Raw genomic sequence first — 25,014 nt, forward strand, 5'->3', positions numbered from 1 at the left:
CGCTCGGACACGGCCCTCCGCGTTCCGCGGCCGGCCCGGGGCCGTGAGCGGGCCGGCCGCCGCGCACCGGCGCGGCAGGGCCGTCGCGCGGTGCGGCCGGATTCCGTCCCTGCCCGGACCGCGCTTACGATGCGCGAAGTCGTACGTCAGTTCGCGCCTTTGTCGTTCGAACCAGGAGCACGGTACCGGTGTCCATACCTCCGCCCCCCGGTCCTCAGCAGCCCGAAGGGCAGCACCCGCAGCCCGGTCCGTATCCGCCGGACGCGTATCCGCAGGATCCGTACGCGCACGGCCCGTATGCCCACGGCCCGTATGCCCAAGGCCCGTATGCCCAAGGCCCCTATCCCCAGGGCCCGTACGGGCAGCAGCCGTACCCGCCCGGTCCCCAGGGGCAGCCGCCGCACCCCGGGTGGGGACCGGGCCACGACCCCTACGGCCGGCCGGTGCCCGTGAACGGGCTGGCCATCTCCTCCCTCGTCCTCGGCGTCCTGTGCTGCCTGCCGGGCGTGGGGCTGGTCCTGGGGGTGATCGCCCTCCGGCAGATCAAGCGGCGCGGGGAGCGCGGCAAGGGCCTGGCGGTCGGCGGCTCCGTGCTGTCCGTGATCGGGCTCGTGCTGTGGGCGCTGGTGTTCGGCACCGGCGCGGCGGGCGATTTCTGGGAGGGGGTCAAGGAGGGCGCGCGCGACAGCGCGGTCTTCTCGCTGTCCAAGGGCGAGTGCTTCGACGCGCCGGGCGGTTCCCTCCGGGGCGAGACGTACGACCTCACCAAGGTCGCCTGCGCCGAGGCGCACGACGCCGAGGTGTTCGCCTCCTTCCACCTGCCGGACGGCCCGTACCCGGGCGAGGAGTCGATGGACGAGACCGCCGGCAGCCGCTGCTACGGACTCCAGGACAGCTACGCGATGGACACCTGGGCCGTCCCCGACGACGTGGACGTGTACTACCTGGTGCCCACCCGGCAGAGCTGGGAGGCCGACGACCGACTGGTGACCTGCCTGTTCGGCAACACGACCGAGGGCCAGAAGCTGACCGGCCCGCTGCGCAACGACGAGACCGTCCTCGACACCCACCAGATCGCCTATCTGAAGGCCGCGCACGTCCTGAACGCGGCCCTGGACACGGTGCCCGAGCAGTACGTCGAGGACGACCTGCCGGGACACCGGGCGTGGGCGCGCCGGGTCACCGCGGCGCTGGCCCAGCAGAGCGGGATGCTGCGCGGGCACGACTGGCCGCAGGACGTGAACGGGCCGGTGACGTCCCTCGCGGACGACCTCGACAAGGCCCGGACGGAGTGGTCGAAGGCGGCCGGGGCCGGTGACGCGGACACCTTCTACGCGCACTACGAGAAGGGCTTCCGGCTGCTCGAACCGGACCGGACGGTCACCGCACGCAAGGCTCTGGGGCTGACCACGACCCCGCCGTCGTACGAGGTGGGCGGCAGCGGGGCGGGCGGTGACTCGGGCGGTACCGGATTGGAGGTGTGATCGCGGCGGGAGCGGGGAGAAAATGCCTGGGCACGGCCCTCCCGGCGGGGGGTAATCACATCGAGTGATTCTCTGGCCTTTGCTTGCATGGCTCAACCCACGGTTGCCACTCTGTTGCTGTCTGTACAACCTGATGGGAGCGGCCAGTGACTTTCGGTGAACAGCCGGCGTACCTGCGGGTTGCGGGTGATCTCCGCCAGAAGATCGTCGACGGTTCACTGCCGCCCCACACCCGACTCCCCTCACAGGCCCGGATCCGCCAGGAGTACGGCGTCTCGGACACGGTCGCGCTGGAGGCGCGCAAGGTGCTGATGGCCGAGGGGCTGGTAGAGGGACGCTCCGGCTCGGGGACGTACGTGCGCGAGCGGCCGATGCCCCGGCGGGTGGCCCGTTCCGGGTTCCGGCCGGACGGCGGCGCCACACCGTTCCGGCAGGAGCAGGCCGACATCGCCGCCCGCGGCACCTGGGAGTCCCACACCGAGCAGACCGAGGCGAGCGGGGCCGTCGCCGACCGGCTCGGCATCCGGGCCGGCGACCGTGTGATGTGCACCAAGTACCTCTTCCGGGACGGCGGCGAGCCGATGATGCTCTCCACCTCCTGGGAGCCCCTGGCCGTCACCGGGCGCACGCCCGTGATGCTGCCCGAGGAGGGCCCGCTCGGCGGCATGGGCGTGGTCGAGCGCATGCGCGCCATCGACGTCATCGTGGACAACGTCACCGAGGAGGTCGGCGCCCGCCCCGGCCTCGCCGAGGAACTGCACGTGCTCGGCGGCGTTCCCGGACATGTCGTCCTGGTCCTCCAGCGCACGTACTACGCCTCGGGCCGGCCGGTCGAGACGGCCGACGTGGTCATTCCCGCCGACCGGTACCGGGTTTCGTACCACCTGCCTGTGAAGTAGCGCACGCCCCCGGGGCGTTCATCTCCCGGCCTCCCGGATCCGCCGGCCGGCGCGGGCCGTTGGGATCCGGACGTTCGCGCAGGTGACCCGCCCGGTCCGCGACATGCGGCGACCTCTCGCACCGGAACGCACGCAGGGCGCGTTCAGCAACGCGCGCCCCCGGCGTTCTGGCTGGTTGCGTACCTCTTTGTGAAAAGCCGTATTCGCTCAGTGAAGGTTAGGCGTACGCTCGGGCATATGCGGATTGCGGTTTCCTTAGAGGGCGGGGCGATGGGCAGCGGAGGGGCGCGATGAGCGACGACACGGTCACCCTGCCCTGGCTCGTCATACGGCAGGACGACAACGGCAATCGCTACCGCGTGGGCAGGTACGCGACCCGCGCCGAGGCCCAGAAGATAGCCGACAGTCTCGACGACCGGGGGCACAGACAGCTCTACTGGGTCGAGCGCGTCGGCCAGCACGGCGGCGCCGCCCGCAACTGACCCGCACGGCCCTCCCGTAGGCTCCGCCACATGACGGAACGGATCGTGGTGGTGGCGGCCGCCCTGCTCGACGACGGCCGGCTGCTCGCCGCGCGCCGCAGCGCACCCCCCGACCTCGCCGGACGCTGGGAACTGCCCGGTGGCAAGGTCGAACCCGGTGAGCGGCCCGAGGACGCCCTGGTGCGCGAACTGCGCGAGGAACTCGGCGTCGACGCCGAGGTCGTCGCGCGCGTCCCGGGGGAGTGGCCCCTGAAGGGCCCGTACGTGCTCCAGGTGTGGACCGCCCGGCTGCGGCCCGGCTCCGCCGCCCCCGCGCCCCTCCAGGACCACGACGCGCTGCGCCACCTCGCCCCCGGTGAGGTCTGGGAAGTGGACTGGCTCGACCAGGACGTCCCCGCGGTGCGCGAGGTGGTGGGCCTGCCGGCGCCGGACGCCCGCTGAGCGTCCCGTACGCCGTTTGTGCCACTGTGCACCTTCCCGGGCGGTACTGGGTCCCGGATATCGGGTATGTGCCCAATAGCCCCACGAAACCGGACATGGGTGGGTTCGCTGGCCTGGGATGTGATCGGCGTGATCGACACCGAAGGCGACTGCGCCGAATGGACCTTTCCGGCGCACCCCGGGGCCGTGCGCACCGCCCGCCGCGCGGTCCGCGAGCAACTGCGGGTCTGGGGCCTCGACAGCCTCGCCGATGTCGCGGCGCTCCTGGTGAGCGAGCTGGTGACCAACGCGCTGCGGCATGCGACGGGGCCCATCGGAGTCCGTCTGGTCCGTCGTGCGGCGCTCGGTACGGCCCTCGGTGCGGCGCTGCGGGTGGAGGTGTCCGACCCGCTGCCCGACCCGCCGCGCGAGCGGGTGGCGCGGCCCGACGACGAGAGTGGCCGCGGTCTCCAACTGGTCGCCAACTCGTCGCGTCGCTGGGGGACCAGGCCGGCGGACAAGGGGAAGACGGTGTGGTTCGAGCTGAGCGCTCCGCTTGAGGGGCGGTGACGGGTCCTGCCGGACGGGGGAAGGGGGGCCGGGGGGACGGGGGGCCGGGGGGCCGGTTGGGGGGTGTTGTTTTGGCTGGTCGCGCAGTTCCTCGCGCCCCTTGGTGGGTGGGGGTGGTGGGGTGTTGTTCGGCTTGGGGGGTGTGTCGTGGCTGGTTGCGCAGTTCCGCGCGCCCCTTTGGCTGGATGTGGGGGTTCTGGGGGTCCTCTGGGTGCGGGCCGTCCGGCGCCCTGTCGGCGCCCGGTTGGTGGCCGTCCGCCGTTCGGCGGGGATTCGTGCGGCGGTGCGCGTTGCCGTGCGCGTGTGCGCTGGTGTGCGCCGGTGCGGCGGGGAACCGGTATGTGGAATACGGAAGGTGCTGATGCGTGACGGGAGAGAAGCCGGTGTACATGCCCTGCCGGGCCGTCCACTCGCGGTGGCCGTCCGACGACGGTTACCGGAGGACGTGGTTCGACGGCGTGTTCCCTGGTTAGAAGACTGAAAGTGTTGTCGCGACCCGGTCCGGACACCGTCCGGACCAGGTTGTGATCGTGAACACCGTGCCGTGCGGCCCCGTAGTGCTGGATACTGCGGGCAGCCGCCCCTGGTGACCGGTACCGGGCGCGGTGAGCTGGAGGGGACGGTTCGCGTGAGCGAGATACCAGCGAAGGCCACGGAGTCGGAGGACCCGTCGGACGGCGCGAGGCTTCGGGGCGTGGCGGCTGCCGCGGCGCCCGGCGACGGCCTGTGGCAGAGCAGCCCGCCCGGCTCCCTCTACGACTACATCAACGTGGCGTCCTTCTCGATCGGCCCCGACGGGCTGGTCGACCAGTGGAGCCTGCGGGCCGAGCGGCTTTTCGGGATCCCCGCCGAGCGTGCCGTGGGCATGGACCCCATCGCGGCCTTCGTCGCCCCCGACCAGCGTGAGCGCGGCCTGCGGAAGATGGCCGAGATCCTCGACGGCCGGGAGTGGACCGGTGTGGTCCCCTTCCGGCTGCCCGACGAGCACGGCGGCGGCCCCGACGCGGAGGGCCTCGCCGAGGTGTTCGTCATGCCGACCAGGACCGCCGAGGGCGAACGGGCCGCCGTCTGCATCGTGGTGGACGTCCGCACCCTGCGGGGCATCGAGACCGACCTCGGTGCCTCACGGGCGATTTTCGGCCAAACCCCGTTCGGTTTCTTGTTGATCGACACCGACCTGCGGGTGCGGCGCGTCAACACACGGATCGCCGACCTCTTCGGCGGCAAACCCGCCGACCACCGCGGCCGCGGGGTCCACGACTACCTGTCGCGGGGCGAGGCGGAACGGGTCGCCGCCACCCTGCGCCGGGTCCTGGAGACCGGCGAGCCCATCACGGACATGCACGTCACGGGCTTCACCCGGGGCTCGGAGGAGCGCCGGCACTGGTCCGTCAACCTCTACCGGGTACAAAACGGCACCGGCCGCCCGCTCGGCATCGCCTGGCTCGGCACGGACGTCACGGCCCGCCGCGCCGCCGCCCGCGAGGCCGCCGCCGCCCGGCGGAATCTCGCCCTGCTCAACGAGGCGGGCGCCCGGATAGGGAACTCCCTCGACCTGGAGACCACCGCCCGCGAACTCCTCGACGTCGTGGTCCCCGGTTTCTGCGACCTCGCCAGCGTCGACCTCTACCAGGGGCTGCTGGCCGGTGACGAGACCCCGCCGGGCCTCGCCGACGGCAGCGCCGACCTGCGCCGGGTCGCCTTCGCCAGCGCGGTCTCCGGCGCGCCGTTCGTCGGCGGCGGCTCGCCCGTCGCGGTCGGCGCCGTCCACCACTACCCCTTCAACTCGCCCTGCGCGGACGCCCTGCGCGCCGCCCGACCGCAGTCCGTCCCCGCCGAGGAGGGCGGCCTCGTCCAGTCCACGCTGGCCGTGCCGATGGTGGCCCACGACACGGTCGTCGGCCTCGCGCAGTTCTCCCGTACGAAGGGCAGCGAACCGTTCGGCGACCGCGACCGGGACCTCGCGGTCGAACTGGCCGCACGGGCCGCGGTCTGTATCGACAACGCCCGCCTGTACCGCAGGGAGCACGAGCGGGCGCTGATACTGCAACGGTCCCTGCTGCCGCCCGGCGACCCGGAGGCGTCGGGCCTGGACATCGCCTGCCGCTATCTGCCCGGCAACGCGGCCACGGAGGTCGGCGGCGACTGGTTCGACGTCATCGAACTCCCCGGGCACCGCACGGCCCTGGTCGTCGGTGACGTGATGGGCCGCGGTCTGCGCGCGGCCGTGGCCATGGGCGAACTGCGCACGGCCGTACGCACCTTGGCGCTGCTCGACCTGGAGCCCGCCGAGGTGCTGTCCGCGCTGGACGAGATCGCCCGCGGCCTCGGCACGCCCGGCGGCATCCAGCAGGCCACCCGCACGGCCCGCCAGCCCCGGGACGCGGACCTCTCCGAGGTCTACCTGGCGACGTGCGTGTACGCCGTGTACGACTCGGTGACCAGACGCTGCACGTTCGCCAACGCGGGCCATCTGCCGCCGGTGCTGGTGGAGCCGGGCGAGGCGGCACTGATGCTGGACGTGCCGCCGGGCATGCCGCTCGGTGTGGGCGGCGAACCCTTCGAGGAGGTGGAGGTCGAACTGCCCGAGGGCGCGCTGCTCGCCCTCTACACGGACGGACTCGTCGAATCCCGCGACCATCCGCTGGACGAGGGGTTGCAGGCGTTCGTGGGCGCGCTGACCAACCCGGCCGGACTCGCCCCCGACCCCCGCTCCCCGGCGGCGGCGCCGCGCGCCGACGGCCGTCCCAACCTGGAGGACATCTGCGACCACGTCCTCAGCACCCTCGACACCCACCACGGCGAGGACGACATCGCGCTGCTGATGGCCCGGGTGCAGGGCCTGCCCGCCGAGTCGGTCGGCGACTGGACGCTGCCGCGTGAGCCGCGCAGCGTGGGCCGCGCCCGCGAGTACGCGCGCGGCCAACTGCTCAGCTGGGACCTGGAACCCCTGGTGGACACCACGGAGCTGCTGGTCAGCGAGCTGGTGACGAATGCGCTGCGCTACGGCGAGGGCGAGATCCGACTCCGGTTGCTGCTGGACCGCACCCTGGTCTGCGAGGTCTGGGACTCCGGTCTGGTCCAGCCGCGCCGCCGCCGGGCCCGGGACACCGACGAGGGCGGCCGGGGCCTGCAACTGGTCGGCCTGCTCAGCGCCGCGTGGGGTTCCCGGCGTACCCCGCGCGGCAAGACCGTCTGGTTCGAACTGCCGCTCCCCGACGGGGAGAACGCCCTGACGGACCCGGCGGAGGCGCTGCTCAGCCTGTTCTGAACCGGCCCCGGGTGAGCGGCCCGCCAAAGCTCGCCGGAGGGCCGCCGTCGGGTTCCTCGCCGAGCAGGACACCGCCGAGGACGGCACCGGCCAGTCCGAGATCGTGCCCGGCCGCACCGGCGTACGGGGTCCCGTGGACGCGCACGTCCCGCTCGGCGAGGGTCCGGGCCGCGCGGGCGAGTTCGTCGGCGGCCCGGGTGTCGCCCTGCGCGAGCTGCCGTACCGCCTCCGCCAGCAGCGTGCGGGCCTCGGCGCCCACCGCCGCCCGGTGGGTGGCCACGAAATCCTCGGCGGAAGCGGCGGCGCTGCGCGCGGCACGGAACCCGGCGAGCGCCACGACGCCCCGGCGGCCCGCGCCGACCGGCTCGACGGCCCGCGCGATCCGCCGCAGGGCGTCCAGCGGGTCGTACGGCCCGCCGGTCAGCTCCTGCCGTACGGCGGCCAGCACGGTGTCGGCGTGCGCCAGCCGGGCCCGCAGCTCGCCCACCGGGACGAGCTGCTTCGGCGGCGGGACCGGGGCGGGCGGTCGCCGGTCGGCGGTGGCGCCGTTGCGACGGGCGGTGGTGCTGTTGCGACCGGCCGCGGTGCTGTTGCGACCGGCCGCGGTGCCGTTGCGGCCGACCGCGGTGCCGTGGCGGCCGGGCGGTCGCCTCAGGGCCCGGCTTCGCTCGAACGGGGCGTCGTCCCCGTACCCCCGGGTCCCCGCGCCCCTCCGGGCGTCGGCCAGTGCCGCCTCGGCGCCGGTGAGTGCCGCCGGTACCAGCGCCGCGGCCTCGCGCAGGTCACGGGAGAGCCGCGCCACCCCGGTCACGAGGACGTCCGCCTGGGCTAGGGCGCCCTCGGCCGCGCGCAGCCCGCGGACCGCCCGCATCGTCTCGCCCGCACCGGTCGCCTGACGGGCCCGGTCGAGTTGCGCGGCGGCGAACACCAGCCGGTCCCGGGCCTGTACGGCGTACCCCTGGACGGGTTCGACGGCGGCCGGCCCATGCCGCTCGACCAGCCCGGCCGAGGTGGCCTCCGCGTCGGCCGCCCGCCCGGCCAGCTCCCGCCCCCGCCCCTCCGCGGCCTCCGTCGCCCCGCCCGCGTCGCGTTCCAGGGCCCTCGTCCGGTCGAACCCGGCCGCCTCCGCGTCCAGCCGCCGCCCGGCCTCCGCGCACCGCCCCAGCACCCCCACGAGCGCCTGCCGCCGGGCGCCCGCGTCGCCCGGCAGACCCTCCTCGTAGCGCCGGTGTATCGCGAACGCGGCCGACAGCTCGGTCTCGGCCGTCCGCAGCGCCCGAATGAACGGCTCGACGGCCGCGGCCCCCAACCGCGCGGCGGCCCAGGCCAGTTCCTCCCTGCTGGTGCGCACGGCGTCGTCCGCCGCGACCAGCGCGGCCCGAGCCTGCCGGTCGGACACGACGTGGGTACGCGCGGGCGGCTCCGCGGACGCGGGCGTCGTACGGGTCCGGGCCCGCCGGGTGCGCCGTACATATGCGTATCCCGCCAGGACTCCCGCCGTGCCCACGGCCACCAGCGGTACGACGAGATCGGCCGGGGACGTCCTGTGCTGTTCCGGCGCGGCGGCCTCGGCCACGGACACCGGTCCGGCCCGCACCGCGGGAACCGGATCTTGGGTGCCGATCGTCATCACCGGCAACACCAGCCACGCGACCGAGACGGAACCGCCCAGCACGGTGTGCGCCACCCGCACGGATATGTACGACGCGGCATGCCTGGGCCGGCCCCGGAACACGGATGACGTCACATTTCGGAGCGTATGGGCGGCTGCCCGGCTCCGCGAGCGGGATGGATACGCGCGGGGGACGAGGCGACGGCAGGGGACGACGGGACGGCGGGACGGCACGGGGACGACGAGACAGGGGGCGGCATGACCATGGAACCGGCAGCGGAACCCAGACCGGCACCGGAGCCCGGGTCGGCACCGGAGCCCGGGTCGGCACCGGAGTCGGAGTCGGCACCGGAGCCCGGGTCGGCACCGGAGTCGGAGTCGGCACCGGCATCGGAGTCGGCCACGGTTCGGGGGCCGCGGCGCAGGCGGTGGCTGCGCTGGGCGGCCGGCACCCTGGCCCTCGTCGTCCTGCTCCCTCTCCTTGCCGCGGGCATCGCGCTGCGGGTGAACTACGCGGGGGACCCGGCCGACGGCACCCACACCCGCGACCGGGACGCCCTCTGGCTCGGCCACGCCTGGGTGGACGGGCGCAAGGACGACGCCGACGTCGCGGCCCTCGCCCGGCAACTGGACGGCACCGGCATCCGGGACCTGTACGTGCACGCAGGCCCGCTGGAACACGACGGCACGCTCCCCGAGTCCGCCTACCCGAAGGCCGCCTGGCTGGTCGCCGCCGTGCACCGCGAACTCCCCGGTGTCCGCGTCCAGGCATGGCTGGGCGACGTCCTGGCCACCGAGACCCCCGACGGAATGCGCCTGGAACGCCCGCAGACCCGGACCGCCGTCGTCCGCTCCGCCCGGCAGGTCCTCGCGGCGGGGTTCGAAGGCGCCCACTTCGACCTGGAGCCGCTGCACTCCGGCGACCGCGACTACCTCACCCTCCTCGACGACCTGCGCCGCGTCACCCGCGAGCACGACGCCCTGCTCTCCGTCGCCGCCCACCAGATCGACCCGCTGCCCGCCCTCCACTCCGTCTTCGGCGCGGTCACCGGTCACCCCAAGTGGTGGTCGCAGGAGTTCTTCGGCCAGGTGGCCCGCCGCGTCGACCAGATCGCCGTGATGTCGTACGACACCATGCAGCCGCTGGAGAGCCTGTACGGCGGCTACGTCGCCCAGCAGACCTCACTGGCCCTGGAGGTCACCCCTGAGTCCACCGACCTCCTGATGGGCCTGCCCTTCTTCAGCGAGAACCGCTTCGGACACTGGGCGCACGCCGAGACCGTCCCGGCCGCCGTCCGCGGCGTCCGCCTGGGCCTGTCCCGCACGGCCGCCGACCGCACCCGCTTCGGCGTCGCCCTGTACGTGGACTTCGCGGCGACGGAGGAGAACTGGCGGGAGTATCGGGACGGGTGGGTGGGGTGAGCGTGACGTACGTACGGACGGCGTGAAACGTGCACCATGTCGTCTTTATCCGCTCCCCCGGTGGCGCCCCGGCGGGCAGGGGAGCCCACTACCGTGCGTGTGAGTAGACCCCGTTCGGCGCTCTGCCTGACGGGTTCCGTGCGAGTCGAGGGAGGGCCCGACGATGAAGGGACCGTTCGTGTGGAACGGGGGTGACGGGGACAGCGGTGACGCCGGGGACAACCTCCCCGGCGAGCCGTGGACGCCGCCCCCGCCGCCGCCCCCGGACAGTGGCAGCCCCGAAGGTGACGGGAAGCACCGCAAGTGACGCCCACCCCTGAGCAGGACGGCCGCGCCAGTGACGAGTGACGAGCCGGCGCGGTCCCTCCGTGACATCGGAGCCCTGACGCCCGAATGGGCCGAGACGTTCCGGGCCGTACCGCGCACGCTGTTCCTGCCGGATCTCGTCTGGTCCTACGACATGACCACCGGCCGCAGCGTCCCCGTCCATCGTGGCGACGACCCGGAAGCGTGGGAGCGGGCCGCGTATGCGGACGCCCCGATCGTCACCCAGTGGGACGACGGGCGGCACATCGGCACCGAGCCGGGCACGGTGGCGACCAGTTCCGCCAGCATGCCGTACGTCGTCGCCTCGATGCTCCGCGACCTGGACGTGAGCGACGGCATGCGGGTGCTCGAAGTCGGCACCGGCACCGGCTGGAACGCCGCCCTGCTGTCGCGCAGGTTGGGCAGTTCCCATGTGGCCAGCGTCGAGATCGACGCCGCGGTCGTGGAGCAGGCCCGCACCGCCTTGAAGCGGGCCGGACTCAGCCCCGAGGTGGTCCAGGGAGACGGCCGGGACGGATGGCCGGACGGGGCACCGTATGACCGCGTGATCGTCACGGCGGGCGTGCGGGCCGTCCCACCGGCGTGGTTGGAGCAGACGCGGCCGGGCGGGATCATCCTCGTCCCGTGGGGCACCCACTACAGCGACCAGGACGCGCTGGTCCGGCTGACCGTGCACGAGGACGGCCAGGCGTCCGGGCCGTTCCTGCGCATGGTCGAGTTCATGAAACTACGGGCTCAGCGTCTCGACTGGAACCGCTTCCGCGGTTACGTCCCCGCCTTCCCCGGCGACGCCGAAGTGTCCCGTACAGCGGTCACCCTGGCGGATCTGGGGGGTCGCAATCAGCCCGCCCGGTTCGTAGCGGGGCTCTGTGTGCCGGACTGCGCCCACGTCGTCAACCAGACGGACCAGGGGACCGCGAAGGCGTGGTTCTTCGACCTGACGAGCCGGTCATGGGCCGCCGTCGAGTTCCGCAGCGGCGAGCCGGTCGCCACGGTCCACCAGTCCGGGCCGCGCCGACTGTGGGACGAGGTAGAGCGAGCCCTGACCTGGTGGGCAGAGCGGGGCAGGCCCGACCTCGGCCGGTTCGGTCTCACGGTCGGCCCGGACGGGGCCACCCGCGCCTGGCTCGACCGCCCGGCGGACGTCCTGACGTTCGCGTGACACCCAGCGCGGCGGAGTTCACGCCGGAACGGCTGCTCCGCCGTGCCTTCGGGCACAGGGAGGTGTGGGGCAGGGCTTCTGCCGTCAGTGCAGGGAGGCGGGGAGGGTGGTTCGGGCCCGGTCGTAGAGGGCTCGCGCATGAGCATTGCGTGTATGCGGCTTGATCATCCTGACCATGGTCCGCATACGGTCGTCAGCACGGCCGGACTGCACCATGGGGTAATCGTCGAGTGCCTGGTGCCAGGTGGTGCAGGCGGCTTCGAGGTGGCCGATTTCGAATTGGCGCTCAGCCAGGTAGGTGCGCTGGCGTACCCGAGTCCGGCGGTAGATGTCATAGAGCAGCCGGTCCGACTGCTGAAGGGCTTCAACGGCCCCATGGGCGTCGCCAAGTTCGTAACGGACTTGGCTGATGTGATAGTTAAGCGCCGAAGGATCGTACGAGCCGAACACCTTGCCACGAGACTCGGCGCGGTCCATAGCAGCCTCCGCTTCGCGGATGTACCGCAGTGACCTGCTTCGGTCACCGATCTGTGCGGCGGCATGTGCCTGCTGGCCGGCAAGGAAAGCCTGCATCCGTGGCCCTGCCTTCGGAGACGCGGCGGCAGCGGCCTCCGCCAACTCCATGGCCCTCGCGCTGTGACCCAGGTCGACCGCTTGCACGCTCATACCGCGCAGAGTGGTGCAGTAAGTGAGGTGGTCATCAGCCGCCCCCGCAAGCTCCAGGGCCTTGACGTAATAGCGCTGCGCGAGCCCGTGCAGCCCTTCGTCCACCGCCATATAGCCCGTCAGATAGAGCAGGTCCGAGGCTGCAGAAAGCATCGCCTTGCGGACGTCTTCCGGTGCGTCCGCGCGTAGATAGCCGGCTACCGTGTTGACCATGAACGCGGCGGCCATGGGGCGTGCGTGACGCCCACCGAACTGATCGTCCAGTTCGGACACTTTGGTGGTCATGTCGATGACCGTCCGGACTTCCGGCATCCCTATGCGGGTCACCCGTCCGGTCCCGAACGCCTCCAGGCGCCCCACCACGTCCTGCCAACCGGGGATGGTGAGCGCCACGGAGAACAATCCGGCGCCGAGGACGCCGCGCCGTGACGGGTCCATGTCCTGCCTGCCCAGTTCGATCACCCCTTCCACCGTGTCGTCTGCGGTGGCCGGGTGGTCGCCCTTGGGGAGTGGAAAGCCCGCTTCGATGTAGGTGACGTGCCGGTTCAGTTTTCGCCGCAGGGCTTCAAGGATGCATCGCCGAGCGGCGTCCCGCGGAACCGTCCCGTTCAGCCAGTGGGTCACGGCCGACTCGTCGTAGCGGAACGGGGTGCCTGTCTCGGTGCCGACGGCGTTCGTCTGCCGTGCCAACTGCGCGTGCGTCCAACCGGCTTCGCTGATCAGCCGAGCCAATCCCGCGTTCGGTTCCCGCTTGCTCATCGCCCCGACTCCCCGTGCGAACTTTCAAGGCTTTCAAGTCCTGGTCCGGACTCCAAGCTACCCCGGAGCGTGGTCGTGCGGTTGCTTAGAGGTGAAGAGATCACCCTGTGAAAGCGAGGGGCCAGCCATGAGCAGCCAGACACCTCCCGACCAGGAATGGGCGGGAGCGACTGGACCCACGAACATCCCGGCGGCGCCCGCCGTGGGGACTCTGTTTCACGACGTGGGGCGGGGCATAGTGGGCGAGTTCCGCGGCGAGTGGTGCGGAGTGTGGTCTCTTCGGCCTGTCACCGGCGGTCAGGAATGGGACGCCGACCCCGCCTACGTGCAACCCGCGAGCCCCGAGCAGCGCCTACGCGCAGAGACCGCCCGTGCGAACGCACGAAGCCGGGGTGAGCTGCTGTGAACCCCCTGACCCGACGTCACTTCACGTTCTTCAATTGGACGTTACGGCCCGACCGTGACGACGACGCCCCACCGACCACGTACGTACTCCGATGTCTCATGCTCGACGGCGACGACTCCGCGTGCGCGGCGGAGTCGCCGTCGAGCGAGAACCCGGGCGAGCCGCAGAAATGGGCCTTTGACCACCTGCGTGAGCACCCCGAGCACACCAGTTACGCCGAGGTGATCGAACGTCCGTGGGTGATGTGGCGGGAGGGCCCGGCGTGAGCGGCGGACCGGGACCGGCGGGCTACCGGGCCGAGGTACGCGCGAAGGGACCGGTGTTCGGCACAGACCAGACGGTGGGCCACGTCCTGGGCACCTTCTGGACCATCTCCCCGGTGCTGGCGCTCCGCTGGCTCCAGAGTGAAGCCCTGCGGCTCGCGGACCGGCTCGACCCCGACCCCGCGCGGTCCGCGTGGGTACGGCCGAGCATGCGGAAGGCGGCCGTACCCCTGCCTGACTGCCCGGCCGAGCTACGGGTATGGGCCACCGATCCCGGAGAGTGGCGTGCCGCACGCGACCTCATCAGAGGCGGGCGCCCCCTGTCCGTCGCGATCCCGGACGCGGACTGCACGTACACCCTGTCCCTCCGGCCCGCCCGACTCCCCACCACCGGCAGACCCGACCCCTCGCCGCCCGAACAGCTGACCCTGACCCACCGCACCGGCGGTCTGCCGCACTCGCTGTACGAATCCGCCGAAGACCCGTGGAGGTAGGCCCGTGCGCCGTCCGACCCCAGCCGAGAAGGCAGCCGCGCGCGAAGCGGCCCGAGCGGACAAGGACACCATCATCGAGCGGTACCGGACCGGCGAGCCGGTGCGCAGGATCGCCGATGCGTACGGCGTCACCCCCAACTGGCTGACGCTCCGGCTCGACGACTGGGGCGTCCCGCGCCGCCAGCGCTACGAAGCGCACCTGCACCGCCGCCCGGCTCAACGCGTCTTCCGCGGACGCATGCCGCGACGGACGAGGGCCGAGGTGCGTGCCGCGCAGGCTGATTTCGTCGAGAGCCGTACGGAGGTGATCGTGCGTTACCGGAGCGGTGAGTCCGTCGCGTCCCTCGCACGGTCGTTCACCGTCGGTCACACGTGGGTTTCGGAACGGCTGAACGAGTGGGGCGCGTCCCGCCAGGCCGGTCCGCACCGGTAACCAGGCGGGACGGAAGTGCACAGAGGCGCCGGGAAGGTCCCGGTATCGGCAAAGTTGGAGGAAGAAAAGGGATGAAGGAGTTCGTACCGCCGCCCAGGATTGCCCGCCATTTCGAGAAGTTGTTCATCACCAAGGTGCAGCGGCGAGTGCAGTCACCCGCTGAGACACACGAGTACAAGAAGGTCTCGGGTTCGTCGGACGGCGCCAAGACGTACGACACCACCGCCACCTGAACCACAACGCCCGAGGGGCACAGAACCCCGTGCCCCTCGGGCTCACCCCGAAGGGAGAACAAGAGTGATCAAGTTACGCCTCACTCCGTATGCGAGCACGGTGTGGGCCTGGAACGGCCACAGGTACGCCACTGTCGACAGGACGAGCGAGATCGCTCCGTACGATCACCCCCTGGTGGAACACGTCGCTGTCACGGACGGCACCCGGACACTTCTCGTCGTACGTGAGCGCGTCGCAGGCCGGGAAGCGCACCATCCGGCGCTCCGCAAGGTCACACCCGGTGAGTTCGACGAGGCTCGCATTCTGGCGGAACAGTGGCCTGCGGACTACGTACTCGTAGAAACCGCCCCTGATGACCCGTGCCGTGTCACAGCAGGGCCGGGAGGTATCGCACCGCTCTACGTCGCGTACGACCGTACGAGCCTGCATGGGTCATGGGACATGGCTGACCTTGCCGGACACGCCACCGGTCTCAGCCCCCGTGAAGTCGCACGGCTGCTGATCTACCGTCCTCGGTACAGCACCGAGACGGTGTTCCAGGGCATTCACAGGGTGACCGAGCGTGCGACCGCCATCTACGGCGGTCACCTCTGCCTGCGTTACCCCGAACCGGTGTTGCACGGGGGGCCGCGCGAACTGGCTGCTGATGCTGACATTCTCGGGGCGTTCATGGAAGCGATGGACGATGCCCTCGACCTCCGGCCGATCGACCGTGTGGAGACGGTTGTGCACCTCACGGGCGGGTTCGACTCCGGCACCGTGGGAACCCGATTGGCTGAGCGCTACCCGGGCCGCTACCCGACTGCCGCACTGATGATCGCCGGCCCGGGGCGCGCTCACCAGTTCCGCCGGCGCTCGGAGATCATCAGGGCACTGCCGTTCGCGGATCAGGACCATCTGATCGACGCCTTGGAACACGCGCCGTTGTCGCCGGAGTGCGCCCGGGTCAGGGGCGAGAAGATCAGCCCGTACGAGGAGCCTCTTCACCGCCCGTTCACCAAGCTGACTGAGGACCTGGCCCATCACGGTGCTCGTGTGGTGGTGACCGGGCTGGGCGGAGACGAAATGGTGGCCCTGTCGCAGGCCGAGTATCCGCACAAATCCATGGGGGAGATCAGCGACGGCCTGCCCTGGATCGCAGACCGGGCCCGTGCCGCGCTGGAGTTCGCCGACGACGGTGTTGCCCCGCCCGCTGCCGTCAACTCCATGACCCTGCTGTCGCTGGAGACCACAGCCCCCGTACTCATGCGGGCGGGTATCTGGCCGGTGCACCCATTCGCCGACCCGGGTATGGTCCAACTCGGCGAATGGCTGCCACTTCACTGGCGTGAACTTAAAAAGCTCCAACGGCGCAGGCTTGCCGCCCTCGGGCTGAGCGCGGACGTCACTGAATCCCGAGAGCGGGAGTCGTTCGCGGAAGTCGTTCAGCACACGCTAACGACGATTGCGCGCTCCCTGTTCGCCAAGATGCTCCACGACGGCTCGCCGCTTTTCGATGAAAGGCTGGTGGACCCCGACGGCCTCCGGGTTGCTGTCCGTCGGCTGGCCGCAGGGCCGTATCGAGAGGACGGGGACGCACAACTGCTCGAAGTCTTGGACCTCCACTTCGCTGCCAGCGCCTTCCTGTAGTCCTTCCAATCATCAGGAGAAGACGTGTTCGCCATGCGTTCGGCCACAGCCGATGATATTCCTGCCGTTGAAGACATGATCCTTGCCCGCTCCTGCTGGTTGGAAGAACGCGGGCTTCCGAGTTGGCGGGAGAGTGCGGCCGAACTCGCGCGGCAGGCAAAGAATCCCGATGGCGATGTGTGGGTTCTCGCAGAGGACAAGGGGCGAATCATCGGGTGCACCACCGTTCAGGAACACACACCCCCGTGGGGCTGGACGGAAGACGAACTGCGGGAGTCGGCTCACTACCTGTACTCGACAGTCACCGATCCCGCTTATCGGAACAAGAAGCCGGGAACCGTGATGGGGCTGTGGGCGGTGGACCGGGCAGCACAGGAAGGGCGCGCCTGGGTTCGGCGTGGCTGCCATTTCCCCGAACTGGTGAGGTACAACGAGACTCAAGGCTTCAAAGTGGTGCACGAGGTGCAGCGCACGCACACCAAGGTGTTTCTCATGGGCCGCCGAGCCGAACGCGTCACGGCTATGGAAGAGATGTTCCGGGCGCTATAGAGGCCGCAGGCACAGGCAAGCGGCCGGGCGCCCTATGCAAGAAGGTGGGACCCCAAGACCCCGGCTCGCTGACGCGGCATGCCGGTCTCCCGCCCAGCATTCGGCGGGTGCTGCACGACTCCCTCCGCAAAAGCGGTGTGGGAGTGGGAAGTCGATTGATCCACGGAGGTAATCAAGATGCGCGCATGGTGGCTCACGACGGCTGACGGCGGGAACCCGCAGGACGACAGCGACAGCGGCAACAAGCACGGCGGGGGCGGCTCGGACGAGGGCGGCAACACCAACGACGGCCAGGGCCCGGCGGACGGCCGCTGAACGTGACTGCGCACAGCGAAGAGGAGACGGGTCCCCAGGGGCTCGTCTCCGCGCTCCTGGAAAAGGGCGCGCTCACCACTGAGTGGCTGCCCGCCTGCAACGCCGTACCCCGGCATCTGTTCGTCCCCGAGGTGATCTGGCCCGGTCGCGCCGGTATGAACCGGCAGGACGACCGGGTGATCCGAGACGAGGAGCCCGAGATGTGGTGGGCGGCCGTCCACCGGGACGCGCCGATCACGACCCAGTGGGACGACGGCGCGTACACCGGGCCCGGCAGAGGCGGGATCCCGTCAAGCTCCAACTCCATGCCGAGCATGGTCTTCTCGATGCTCGATGCGCTCGCCGTCGAGGAGGGTCACCGGGTACTGGAGATCGGCACCGGGACAGGATGGAACGCGGCGCTGCTCTCTCACCGGCTCGGCTCCCGGAACGTGTTCACCGTCGAAGTGGACGGGGACACTGCGCGGGAAGCGCACAGGCGACTGAACGACGCCGGATTCGATCCGGTGTCCGTCATCGGCGACGGAGCCGAGGGATACGCCGAGGGCGCCCCGTACGACCGCGTGATCGCCACAGCGTCCATCGGCCGTGTTCCCCGGCAGTGGATCGAGCAGACGAAACCGGGCGGCATCATCGTCGCCCCGTGGGGACCGACGTACGGCGGGGAAGCCGTGGTCCGGCTGACCGTGGCCGGTGACGGGAGCGCGTCCGGCTGTTTCGTCGGATCGTCGGCCTTCATGCGGCTGAGGGCTCAGCGAGTCCGGCGGACCCACGTCCGGGAGTACCTCGGGGGTAGGAAATGGCCGGCGAACGGTACCCGGAGTGTGACGACGCTTTCTCCGGACGCGGTGGGGGACTGGCCGGTCATGTTCGCCGTCGGAGTGCAGGTTCCCGGGGCCTTCCCGTGGATGGAGTCGTACGACGACGGCACATACACGCTGTGGCTGCGGGACACGGCCGTCACTTCGTGGGCGACGGCGGACTACGAGAGGGACCGCGAGGAGTTCGAGGTCTACCAGTTCGGTCCCCGAAGGCTGTGGGACGAGATCGAAACCGCCTACCGCTGGTGGGAGGAGCAGGGGAAACCGGGGTTCGAGCGGTTCGGGCTCGCCGTGGACGCCGACGGCGAGCGGGTGTGGCTCGATCATCCGGGCCACCTTGTGCAGCCGGTCCGGCAGGGGTGATCCGGAAAGCCTGCCGGCGGTCCCGTCCGTGCGCGCCCGGCGCGTTCGGTGTGCGCACTCGTCCCACCGCACCGTTCGCGGCAAGCCGGTCCGCCTGCCAGGTTGCAGAAGCGGTCGTGGCGCGGCGATGGCTCCTCTCTTGAACCACGCGGACAGCTGTGACGTTGTCGTGCACAGGGAGTACGTCTTCTGCCTGTGGAGGAACCATGCCATTGAGTGGCAACCAGCCCACCGGGGCCGAGAAGCTTACTGAGCGTCAACGGGCGCTACTGAAAGACGATCAGCTGCGTGATGTGTGGAATGTGGCCGTGGAGGTCGGCATAACCTATCAAAAGCGTTATGGAACGAATATTGTCAAAGACCACGCTGACCAACGCAAGGAACGTCTGGGTGGAGACTGGAATGAACATCATAAATCAGTGCTCGAAGTTTACGAGGAGGGGGTTACTTTTGGTCGACTTTCACGGATTTCCGGAGATCCTATGCTGAAGGCGCGGCTGGACAACCTTCCTCGAATCGATTCAGCCTCGTCTATTTCAACGTGGCGGGCCGAAATTCCTGAAGGTGCCGACCCCGCGCTACCCCCGGACCCTCGAAGTGATGTGCAGCCGGCTAACCACGAAATATCACGGTACGCAAATGCAGGTCTGCCCCCCACGGATGGACGAAGGTCTGCGCCTTCTCCTCTTGATGCTCATTCTTCCCGGATGGGCATTAAAGTCAAGAATATCCGTAACTGGCTCAGCCGGGGCGGTAGGTAGTGAGTGATTGAGTTCACTCGTGGAGTGCGTTTTATGCTTGTGGAGGAACTATGCCGTTGACAAACTACCTGTCCACCGATGTCACGCAGCTTACTTCGGGGCAGCGGGCGGTACTTGAGGAGACCGATGACTGGAGACTCCTGTCGACCGTCTCGCCGGTGAGCCTGCGAGGAAACGATAGTCACCTGGGTGGGGTGTGGAGAAAGGCCGTGGAGACCGGCATGGGCGGTGGAAACGTTGACTGGGATTATGTCAACGACCATGCTAGGCGGCGCTTGGACAATCTGGGTGGAGACGGGCTGGAACAGTATTACTTGGTGCAGGGAGTGTATAAAGCAGGGTTTGATTTTGGTGAACTCTTGCGGACTCATGAGTCTTACGATGCTGCTCTGCAGGAACGGCTGAACATCGTTCACAGCGACGCCGCCGCGTACACGCAAGAGGATTCATTCGCGGACGGACAAGTGCCGGAATATGCGCAGGTAGACCCGCGACTGGTTTCACAGTACGCAAGGTTGGGAGTCGGGCCCAGCACAGTCGCACGAAGGGACGCGCCTCCTTCGCAGCGGCCTTCTGCTCACTCTTCTCGGGGGACCGATCCAAACTCGCAAGGTCGCAGTGGACGCCGACAGGGTCGCAGTGGACGCTGAGCCGGTGGGTCGTCAGGGTCGAGCCACTCGGTGACAATCCCGTCGGACGGGTAGCGGTCATTTCTCCTCGACCAGCGGGTCCAGCATCTTGTGCAGTTGGCCGTCGTCGGTGCCGCCGAATATTCTGGCCGCTATCTTTCCGTTCCGGTCCAGGGCGATGGTCACCGGAAGGCCCTGAAGACTCACCGTGCCCTTGGGGAATCCGGACAGGATCAGTTTCCCGGTCGGGTCGTAGAGACTCGGGTACGACATGTCGAAGTCGTCCTCGAACGCCCTGGCCGGACGTCTGTCGCCGTCGCGGGTGTTGATTCCGACGAATTCGACACCCTGCGGTTTCATTTCCCTGGCGACCTTGTTGAGGTAGGGGGCCTCGGCCCTGCACGGCGGGCACCAGGAGCCCCAGACATTGATCACGACGACCTTGCCGCGGAAGGCGGCGACGTCGAGGTGCGCGCCTTGTAGGCTCTCGCCCTTGAGGGGGCCGGCCGGGTTCCGCTCTCCTTCGGCGACCGTCGCGATGCCGTCCGCGCCCATGACGTAGTCCGTCCGGCCGTTGCCCCCGGACGTGCCGTTTCCGCAGGCGGACAGCGAGAGCGAGCCGAGAGCGACGAGCGCGGCAAGTGCGACCGTACGGGAGAGGGATCCGGAAAACATGCGCCGAGTTTCCCATGAGCCCTGAAGAGAGAGTCGTCGTCCTCGTTGTCCTCCGAGGACAGGGGGCCGATCGCGAACACCCTCGCCGAACCCGCCCTTTCGGACCCGCCAGGCAAGGGTCACGCCCGTCGCGAGGACCCCGCCCGTCCGGGACCCCGTCCGGCTACGACCGTCGCCTGATCTTCGCCCCCAGCCACACCAGCGGGTCGTACTTCCGGTCGACCGCCCGTTCCTTCATCGGGATCAGTGCGTTGTCCGTGATCTTGATGCCCTCGGGGCACACCTCGGTGCAGCACTTGGTGATGTTGCAGTAGCCGAGGCCGTGTTCGTCCTGGGCCGTGGTGCGGCGGTCCAGGCCGGTCTCGGCGGCCGAGTCCAGCGGATGCATGTCGAGTTCGGCGACGCGCATCAGGAAACGCGGGCCCGCGAACGCCTTCTTGTTCTCCTCGTGGTCCCGTACGACATGACAGGTGTCCTGGCACAGGAAGCACTCGATGCACTTGCGGAACTCCTGCGAGCGGTCCACGTCCTCCTGCATCATGCGGTACTCGCCCGGACCGAGGTCCGCGGGCGGTACGAACGACGGAACCTCCCTGGCCTTCTGGTAGTTGAAGCCGACGTCCGTCACCAGGTCGCGGATCACCGGGAAGGTGCGCAGCGGGGTGATGGTGACCGTCTCGTCGCGGTCGAAGACCGACATGCGGGTCATGCACAGCAGCCGGGGCCGCCCGTTGATCTCGGCGGAGCACGAACCGCACTTGCCCGCCTTGCAGTTCCAGCGCACCGCCAGGTCGGGTGCCTGGGTGGCCTGGAGGCGGTGCACGATGTCCAGGACCACCTCGCCGTCGTTGACCTCGACCCGGAAGTCCTTCAGGCCGCCGCCCTCGGCATCGCCCCGCCACACCTGGAAACGGGCCTCGTAGCTGCTCATTCGTACAGCTCCTCTTCGGCGAGGTACTTGACCAGCTCCTCCTTGTCGAACAGGGCGAGCAGGTCGGGGCGGATGGGCTCGGTGGTCTCGCGGGTGAGGGCGATCCGGTCGCGAGCGGGGTCCCCGGCCAGGAGTACGTCGCCGGGGGCGGCGAGCGCGCACAGCAGATTGATGGTGCGCCACGCGCGTTCCATCGTCGGGTGGTCCTCGCGGGTGTGGCCGCCGCGGGACTCCGTGCGCTCCAGCGCCGCGCGGGCCACGCACTCGCTGACCAGCAGCATGTTCCGCAGGTCGAGGGCGAGGTGCCAGCCCGGGTTGAACTGGCGGTGCCCCTCGACACCGGCCCGGCGGGCGCGTACCCGCAACCCGGCCAGTTTCTCCAGCGCCTGCTCCATCTCGCCCTCGCGGCGGATGATGCCGACCAGGTCGTTCATGGTCTGCTGGAGTTCCTGGTGGAGGGTGTACGGGTTCTCGGGCGGGCCCGCTGCCGCCGTGCCGTCGCCGGCCGCCGCGGTGTCCTCGGCCGCGGAGAACGGGCGCAACGCCTCCGCCGCCGCCTCCTCGACCTGCTCGTCGGTGATCCGGGGACGGTCGTCGCCCGCCGCCGCCGCGTGCTCGGCCGCGTGCAGTCCGGCGCGGCGTCCGAACACCAGCAGGTCGGAGAGCGAGTTGCCGCCGAGCCGGTTGGAGCCGTGCATGCCGCCGGCGACCTCACCGGCCGCGTACAGTCCGGGCACGCCGCGGGCCGCCGCCGTGTCGGAGTCGACCGCGACACCGCCCATCACGTAGTGGCAGGTCGGCCCGACCTCCATGGCCTCCGCGGTGATGTCGACGTCCGCCAGCTCCTTGAACTGGTGGTACATGGACGGCAGCCGGCGCCGGATCACCTCGGCGGGCATCCGGGTCGACACGTCCAGGAACACCCCGCCGTGCGGGGAGCCGCGGCCCGCCTTGACCTCGGCGTTGATGGCGCGGGCCACCTCGTCGCGGGGGAGCAGTTCGGGGGGACGCCGGTTGTGGTCCGGGTCCTCGTACCAGCGGTCGCCCTCCTCCTCGGACTCCGCGTACTTCTCCTTGAAGACGTCGGGGATGTAGTCGAACATGAACCGCTTGCCGTCGGAGTTGCGCAGCACCCCGCCGTCGCCGCGGACCGACTCGGTGACGAGGATGCCCTTCACGGACGGCGGCCAGACCATGCCCGTCGGGTGGAACTGCACGAACTCCATGTTGAGCAGGGGCGCCCCGGCGAGCAGCGCCAGGGCGTGCCCGTCGCCGGTGTACTCCCACGAGTTCGACGTGACCTTGAAGGACTTGCCGATGCCGCCGGTGGCGATCACCACGGAGGGCGCCCTGAGGACGAAGAAGCGGCCCGTCTCGCGTTCGTAGGCGAAGACGCCCGAGACGCGGCGGCCGTCCTTGAGGATCCGGGTGACCGTGCACTCCTGGAAGACCTTCAGCCGGGACTCGTAGTCCCCACTCTCGCGGTGGTCCTCCTGCTGGAGGGCGACGATCTTCTGCTGGAGGGTGCGGATCAGCTCCAGACCGGTGCGGTCGCCGACGTGTGCGAGACGCGGGTACTCGTGGCCGCCGAAGTTGCGCTGCGAGATCTTCCCGTCCTTCGTACGGTCGAACAGCGCACCCCAGGTCTCCAGCTCCCACACCCGGTCCGGGGCCTCCCGCGCGTGCAGCTCGGCCATCCGCCACTGGTTGAGGAACTTGCCGCCGCGCATGGTGTCGCGGAAGTGCACCTGCCAGGTGTCGTGCTCGTTCACGTTGGCCATGGCCGCCGCGATGCCGCCCTCGGCCATCACGGTGTGCGCCTTGCCGAACAGCGACTTGCAGATCACCGCCGTACGGGCGCCCCGTTCCCGCGCCTCGATCGCGGCGCGCAGTCCGGCGCCGCCGGCGCCGACCACGACGACGTCCCACTCCTGTCGGTCGACCACGGACATCAGCAGTTCCTACCCCAATCTGGAAGAAGCGCTAGAAGAAGCGCGGGTCGTCGAAGGCGCCGGAGGCGAGCAGGAACACGTAGAAGTCGGCGAGCGCCACGCTCACCAGCGACGCCCAGGCCAGCTGCATGTGACGGGCGTTGAGCCGGCCGACGAACTGCCATGCCCGGTAGCGCACCGGGTGCCTGGAGAAGTGCTTGAGCTTGCCGCCGACGATGTGCCGGCAGGAGTGACAGGACAGGGTGTACGCCCAGATCAGCACGATGTTGGCGAGGAAGACGAGGGTGCCGAGGCCCATGTGGCCCCAGCGGTAGTGCTGGTCGCGGAAGGACAGCACGGTGTCGTAGGTGAGGACCCCGGCGACCAGCAGCGCGGCGTAGAAGAAGTACCGGTGGACGTTCTGCAGGATCAGCGGGAAGCGGGTCTCGCCGGTGTACTTCTGGTGCGGCTCGGCGACCGCGCAGGCAGGCGGGGAGGCCCAGAAGCTGCGGTAGTACGCCTTGCGGTAGTAGTAGCAGGTCAGGCGGAAGCCGAGCGGGAAGATCAGGATGATGATCGCCGGGGAGATCCCCCACCAGCTGCCGAAGAGGTCGCCGTTCGGACCGCCGCGCATCGTCGCGCAGTTCTGGGCGAGGCAGGGCGAGTAGAAGGGCGAGACGTACGGCGCCGCGTAGTAGTCGGCGCTCGCGAAGGCCCGCCAGGTCGAGTAGACGACGAAGGCGAACAGACCGGCCGCGGTGACGGCGGGCGCCAGCCACCAGCGGTCGGTCCGCAGGTGCGGGGCGGCGATCGCGGCACGTGTGCGGGTGCGTACGCCGCCGGTGCTGGGGGGTTCCGTACCAGTGGCCAAGGGGTGACTCCGGTCGGGTCGGGGTGGCGGGCCTGCGGTGACTGCCTAGGGTGCGTGCCGGTCGCGGGCACCCAGACCTTCGTCGTCCGAGTCCGTCCACAGGCTCTTGTCGTACGGCGTGTCGGGGATGGTGACGAGATCGGGGCGGCGCGGCTCGGCGAGCCGGGGGGCCGCCTCGCGCAGCAGTGCCACGCTCTCGCGCAGGTGCTCGGCGTCGGCGCGGACACGCCGCATCTCCAGGCCACCGCTCCCGATCTGCTGCTCCAGGCGTCCGACGGCCCGGAACAGGTCGTCGGCGCAGCGCTGGACTGACGTCAGGTCGTCGTGCACGGACATGACGTGACCTCACTTTCCCGGACCTCATGGGTCCAAGGCGGCAACGTTCATGCGCCTGCGAGTGTTGCGCGTCACACCTGTAGATGTGAAGCCATGTGCAGCGATTGGCGGATCGTGCGCCACTGCCGCACGCCCGCACGCGCTCTGTCTGCGCCGGGCGCGTGTTGCGCCGCACGGGTGGGCTTGCGAGCCCCCGCCGCCGTGTCGCCCCCGGCCGGCGAACCCTTTCCTCTTCAGTGGGTGCGTAGATCTGATCAGCACCAAAATACCGCCAAACGTGATCAGAACCCACCTTTGTC

The 25,014-nt window shown here is 70.1% G+C and carries 25 protein-coding genes; 18 read left to right on the plus strand and 7 right to left on the minus strand.

Going from position 1 to position 25,014, the window contains the following annotated elements:
- Nucleotides 1-188: 188 nt before the first annotated feature.
- The 6 genes from ACFC09_RS19305 to ACFC09_RS19330 all read left to right on the plus strand — a co-directional run bounded on the left by ACFC09_RS19305 (nt 189) and on the right by ACFC09_RS19330 (nt 7,126).
- Nucleotides 189-1,484: a DUF4190 domain-containing protein gene (locus ACFC09_RS19305; RefSeq protein ID WP_376529652.1), complete on the plus strand. Its 1,296-nt coding sequence runs from the start codon at nt 189-191 to the stop codon at nt 1,482-1,484.
- A 146-nt stretch (nt 1,485-1,630) separates the two neighbouring features.
- Complete coding sequence (locus ACFC09_RS19310) at nt 1,631-2,383, plus strand: GntR family transcriptional regulator (protein ID WP_376529654.1); 753 nt, start codon at nt 1,631-1,633, stop codon at nt 2,381-2,383.
- A 290-nt stretch (nt 2,384-2,673) separates the two neighbouring features.
- Nucleotides 2,674-2,865 (plus strand): SPOR domain-containing protein, encoded by a 192-nt coding sequence (locus tag ACFC09_RS19315; RefSeq protein ID WP_376529657.1) that lies wholly within the window; start codon nt 2,674-2,676, stop codon nt 2,863-2,865.
- A 30-nt stretch (nt 2,866-2,895) separates the two neighbouring features.
- Nucleotides 2,896-3,306 carry a (deoxy)nucleoside triphosphate pyrophosphohydrolase gene (locus ACFC09_RS19320; protein ID WP_376529660.1) on the plus strand — a complete coding sequence of 137 codons (411 nt, stop codon included), beginning with the start codon at nt 2,896-2,898 and terminating at the stop codon, nt 3,304-3,306.
- 99 nt (nt 3,307-3,405) lie between these two features.
- Complete coding sequence (locus ACFC09_RS19325; protein ID WP_376529663.1) at nt 3,406-3,855, plus strand: ATP-binding protein; 450 nt, start codon at nt 3,406-3,408, stop codon at nt 3,853-3,855.
- A gap of 628 nt (nt 3,856-4,483) precedes the next feature.
- Nucleotides 4,484-7,126, plus strand: a complete 2,643-nt coding sequence (locus ACFC09_RS19330; RefSeq protein WP_376529665.1) for a SpoIIE family protein phosphatase — start codon at nt 4,484-4,486, stop codon at nt 7,124-7,126.
- Here ACFC09_RS19330 and ACFC09_RS19335 read toward each other — a convergent pair.
- Nucleotides 7,113-8,873, minus strand: a complete 1,761-nt coding sequence (locus tag ACFC09_RS19335) for a hypothetical protein (protein WP_376529667.1) — start codon at nt 8,871-8,873, stop codon at nt 7,113-7,115. The genes ACFC09_RS19330 and ACFC09_RS19335 overlap by 14 nt on opposite strands.
- 123 nt (nt 8,874-8,996) lie before the next feature.
- Between ACFC09_RS19335 and ACFC09_RS19340 the strand changes: the two genes are divergently transcribed.
- From ACFC09_RS19340 to ACFC09_RS19350, 3 genes are all read left to right on the plus strand, one after another.
- The gene (locus ACFC09_RS19340; RefSeq protein ID WP_376529669.1) at nt 8,997-10,160 is read left to right on the plus strand and encodes a hypothetical protein; all 1,164 of its coding nucleotides are present in this window, start codon (nt 8,997-8,999) and stop codon (nt 10,158-10,160) included.
- Nucleotides 10,161-10,323: 163 nt separating this feature from the next.
- Complete coding sequence (locus tag ACFC09_RS19345; RefSeq protein ID WP_376529671.1) at nt 10,324-10,467, plus strand: hypothetical protein; 144 nt, start codon at nt 10,324-10,326, stop codon at nt 10,465-10,467.
- Between the two features lie 30 nt (nt 10,468-10,497).
- Nucleotides 10,498-11,649 carry a methyltransferase domain-containing protein gene (locus tag ACFC09_RS19350; protein ID WP_376529673.1) on the plus strand — a complete coding sequence of 384 codons (1,152 nt, stop codon included), beginning with the start codon at nt 10,498-10,500 and terminating at the stop codon, nt 11,647-11,649.
- A gap of 84 nt (nt 11,650-11,733) precedes the next feature.
- Here ACFC09_RS19350 and ACFC09_RS19355 read toward each other — a convergent pair whose 3' ends face one another.
- The gene (locus ACFC09_RS19355; protein ID WP_376529675.1) at nt 11,734-13,074 is read right to left on the minus strand and encodes a tetratricopeptide repeat protein; all 1,341 of its coding nucleotides are present in this window, start codon (nt 13,072-13,074) and stop codon (nt 11,734-11,736) included.
- A 504-nt stretch (nt 13,075-13,578) separates the two neighbouring features.
- On the opposite strand from ACFC09_RS19355, the gene ACFC09_RS19360 reads away from it, so the two are divergent.
- The 9 genes from ACFC09_RS19360 (at nt 13,579) to ACFC09_RS19400 (ending at nt 19,342) form a co-directional block, all read left to right on the plus strand.
- Complete coding sequence (locus ACFC09_RS19360) at nt 13,579-13,746, plus strand: hypothetical protein (RefSeq protein WP_376529677.1); 168 nt, start codon at nt 13,579-13,581, stop codon at nt 13,744-13,746.
- Nucleotides 13,743-14,237 carry a hypothetical protein gene (locus ACFC09_RS19365; protein ID WP_376529679.1) on the plus strand — a complete coding sequence of 165 codons (495 nt, stop codon included), beginning with the start codon at nt 13,743-13,745 and terminating at the stop codon, nt 14,235-14,237. The genes ACFC09_RS19360 and ACFC09_RS19365 overlap by 4 nt, the downstream gene beginning before the upstream one ends.
- 4 nt (nt 14,238-14,241) lie before the next feature.
- Nucleotides 14,242-14,670: a hypothetical protein gene (locus ACFC09_RS19370; RefSeq protein WP_376529681.1), complete on the plus strand. Its 429-nt coding sequence runs from the start codon at nt 14,242-14,244 to the stop codon at nt 14,668-14,670.
- A gap of 71 nt (nt 14,671-14,741) precedes the next feature.
- Nucleotides 14,742-14,903 carry a hypothetical protein gene (locus ACFC09_RS19375; RefSeq protein ID WP_376529682.1) on the plus strand — a complete coding sequence of 54 codons (162 nt, stop codon included), beginning with the start codon at nt 14,742-14,744 and terminating at the stop codon, nt 14,901-14,903.
- Nucleotides 14,904-14,967: 64 nt separating this feature from the next.
- Nucleotides 14,968-16,533 (plus strand): asparagine synthase-related protein, encoded by a 1,566-nt coding sequence (locus tag ACFC09_RS19380; RefSeq protein WP_376529683.1) that lies wholly within the window; start codon nt 14,968-14,970, stop codon nt 16,531-16,533.
- Nucleotides 16,534-16,566: 33 nt separating this feature from the next.
- Nucleotides 16,567-17,082 (plus strand): GNAT family N-acetyltransferase, encoded by a 516-nt coding sequence (locus tag ACFC09_RS19385; protein WP_376529861.1) that lies wholly within the window; start codon nt 16,567-16,569, stop codon nt 17,080-17,082.
- A 177-nt stretch (nt 17,083-17,259) separates the two neighbouring features.
- Entirely contained in the window at nt 17,260-17,397 is a 138-nt protein-coding gene (locus ACFC09_RS19390) for a hypothetical protein (RefSeq protein WP_376529684.1), read from the plus strand.
- Nucleotides 17,398-17,399: 2 nt separating this feature from the next.
- The gene (locus tag ACFC09_RS19395) at nt 17,400-18,581 is read left to right on the plus strand and encodes a methyltransferase domain-containing protein (RefSeq protein ID WP_376529686.1); all 1,182 of its coding nucleotides are present in this window, start codon (nt 17,400-17,402) and stop codon (nt 18,579-18,581) included.
- 212 nt (nt 18,582-18,793) lie between these two features.
- Nucleotides 18,794-19,342: a hypothetical protein gene (locus tag ACFC09_RS19400; RefSeq protein ID WP_376529688.1), complete on the plus strand. Its 549-nt coding sequence runs from the start codon at nt 18,794-18,796 to the stop codon at nt 19,340-19,342.
- Between the two features lie 707 nt (nt 19,343-20,049).
- On the opposite strand, the gene ACFC09_RS19405 is transcribed toward ACFC09_RS19400, so the two are convergent.
- The 5 genes from ACFC09_RS19405 to ACFC09_RS19425 form a co-directional block, all read right to left on the minus strand.
- Entirely contained in the window at nt 20,050-20,646 is a 597-nt protein-coding gene (locus tag ACFC09_RS19405) for a TlpA family protein disulfide reductase (RefSeq protein WP_376529690.1), read from the minus strand.
- Between the two features lie 163 nt (nt 20,647-20,809).
- Nucleotides 20,810-21,577, minus strand: coding sequence for a succinate dehydrogenase/fumarate reductase iron-sulfur subunit (locus tag ACFC09_RS19410; RefSeq protein ID WP_376529693.1), 768 nt, complete (start codon nt 21,575-21,577; stop codon nt 20,810-20,812).
- Nucleotides 21,574-23,529 (minus strand): fumarate reductase/succinate dehydrogenase flavoprotein subunit, encoded by a 1,956-nt coding sequence (locus tag ACFC09_RS19415; RefSeq protein WP_376529696.1) that lies wholly within the window; start codon nt 23,527-23,529, stop codon nt 21,574-21,576. Before ACFC09_RS19415 ends, ACFC09_RS19410 begins: the two co-directional genes overlap by 4 nt.
- 31 nt (nt 23,530-23,560) lie before the next feature.
- Nucleotides 23,561-24,379, minus strand: coding sequence for a hypothetical protein (locus ACFC09_RS19420; protein WP_376529699.1), 819 nt, complete (start codon nt 24,377-24,379; stop codon nt 23,561-23,563).
- 45 nt (nt 24,380-24,424) lie between these two features.
- On the minus strand, nt 24,425-24,715 hold the full coding sequence (locus tag ACFC09_RS19425; protein WP_376529701.1) for a hypothetical protein: 291 nt from the start codon (nt 24,713-24,715) through the stop codon (nt 24,425-24,427).
- Between the last annotated feature and the right edge of the window lie 299 nt (nt 24,716-25,014).

This window comes from Streptomyces sp. NPDC056161 (genome assembly GCF_042268025.1).
Lineage (GTDB): Bacteria > Actinomycetota > Actinomycetes > Streptomycetales > Streptomycetaceae > Streptomyces.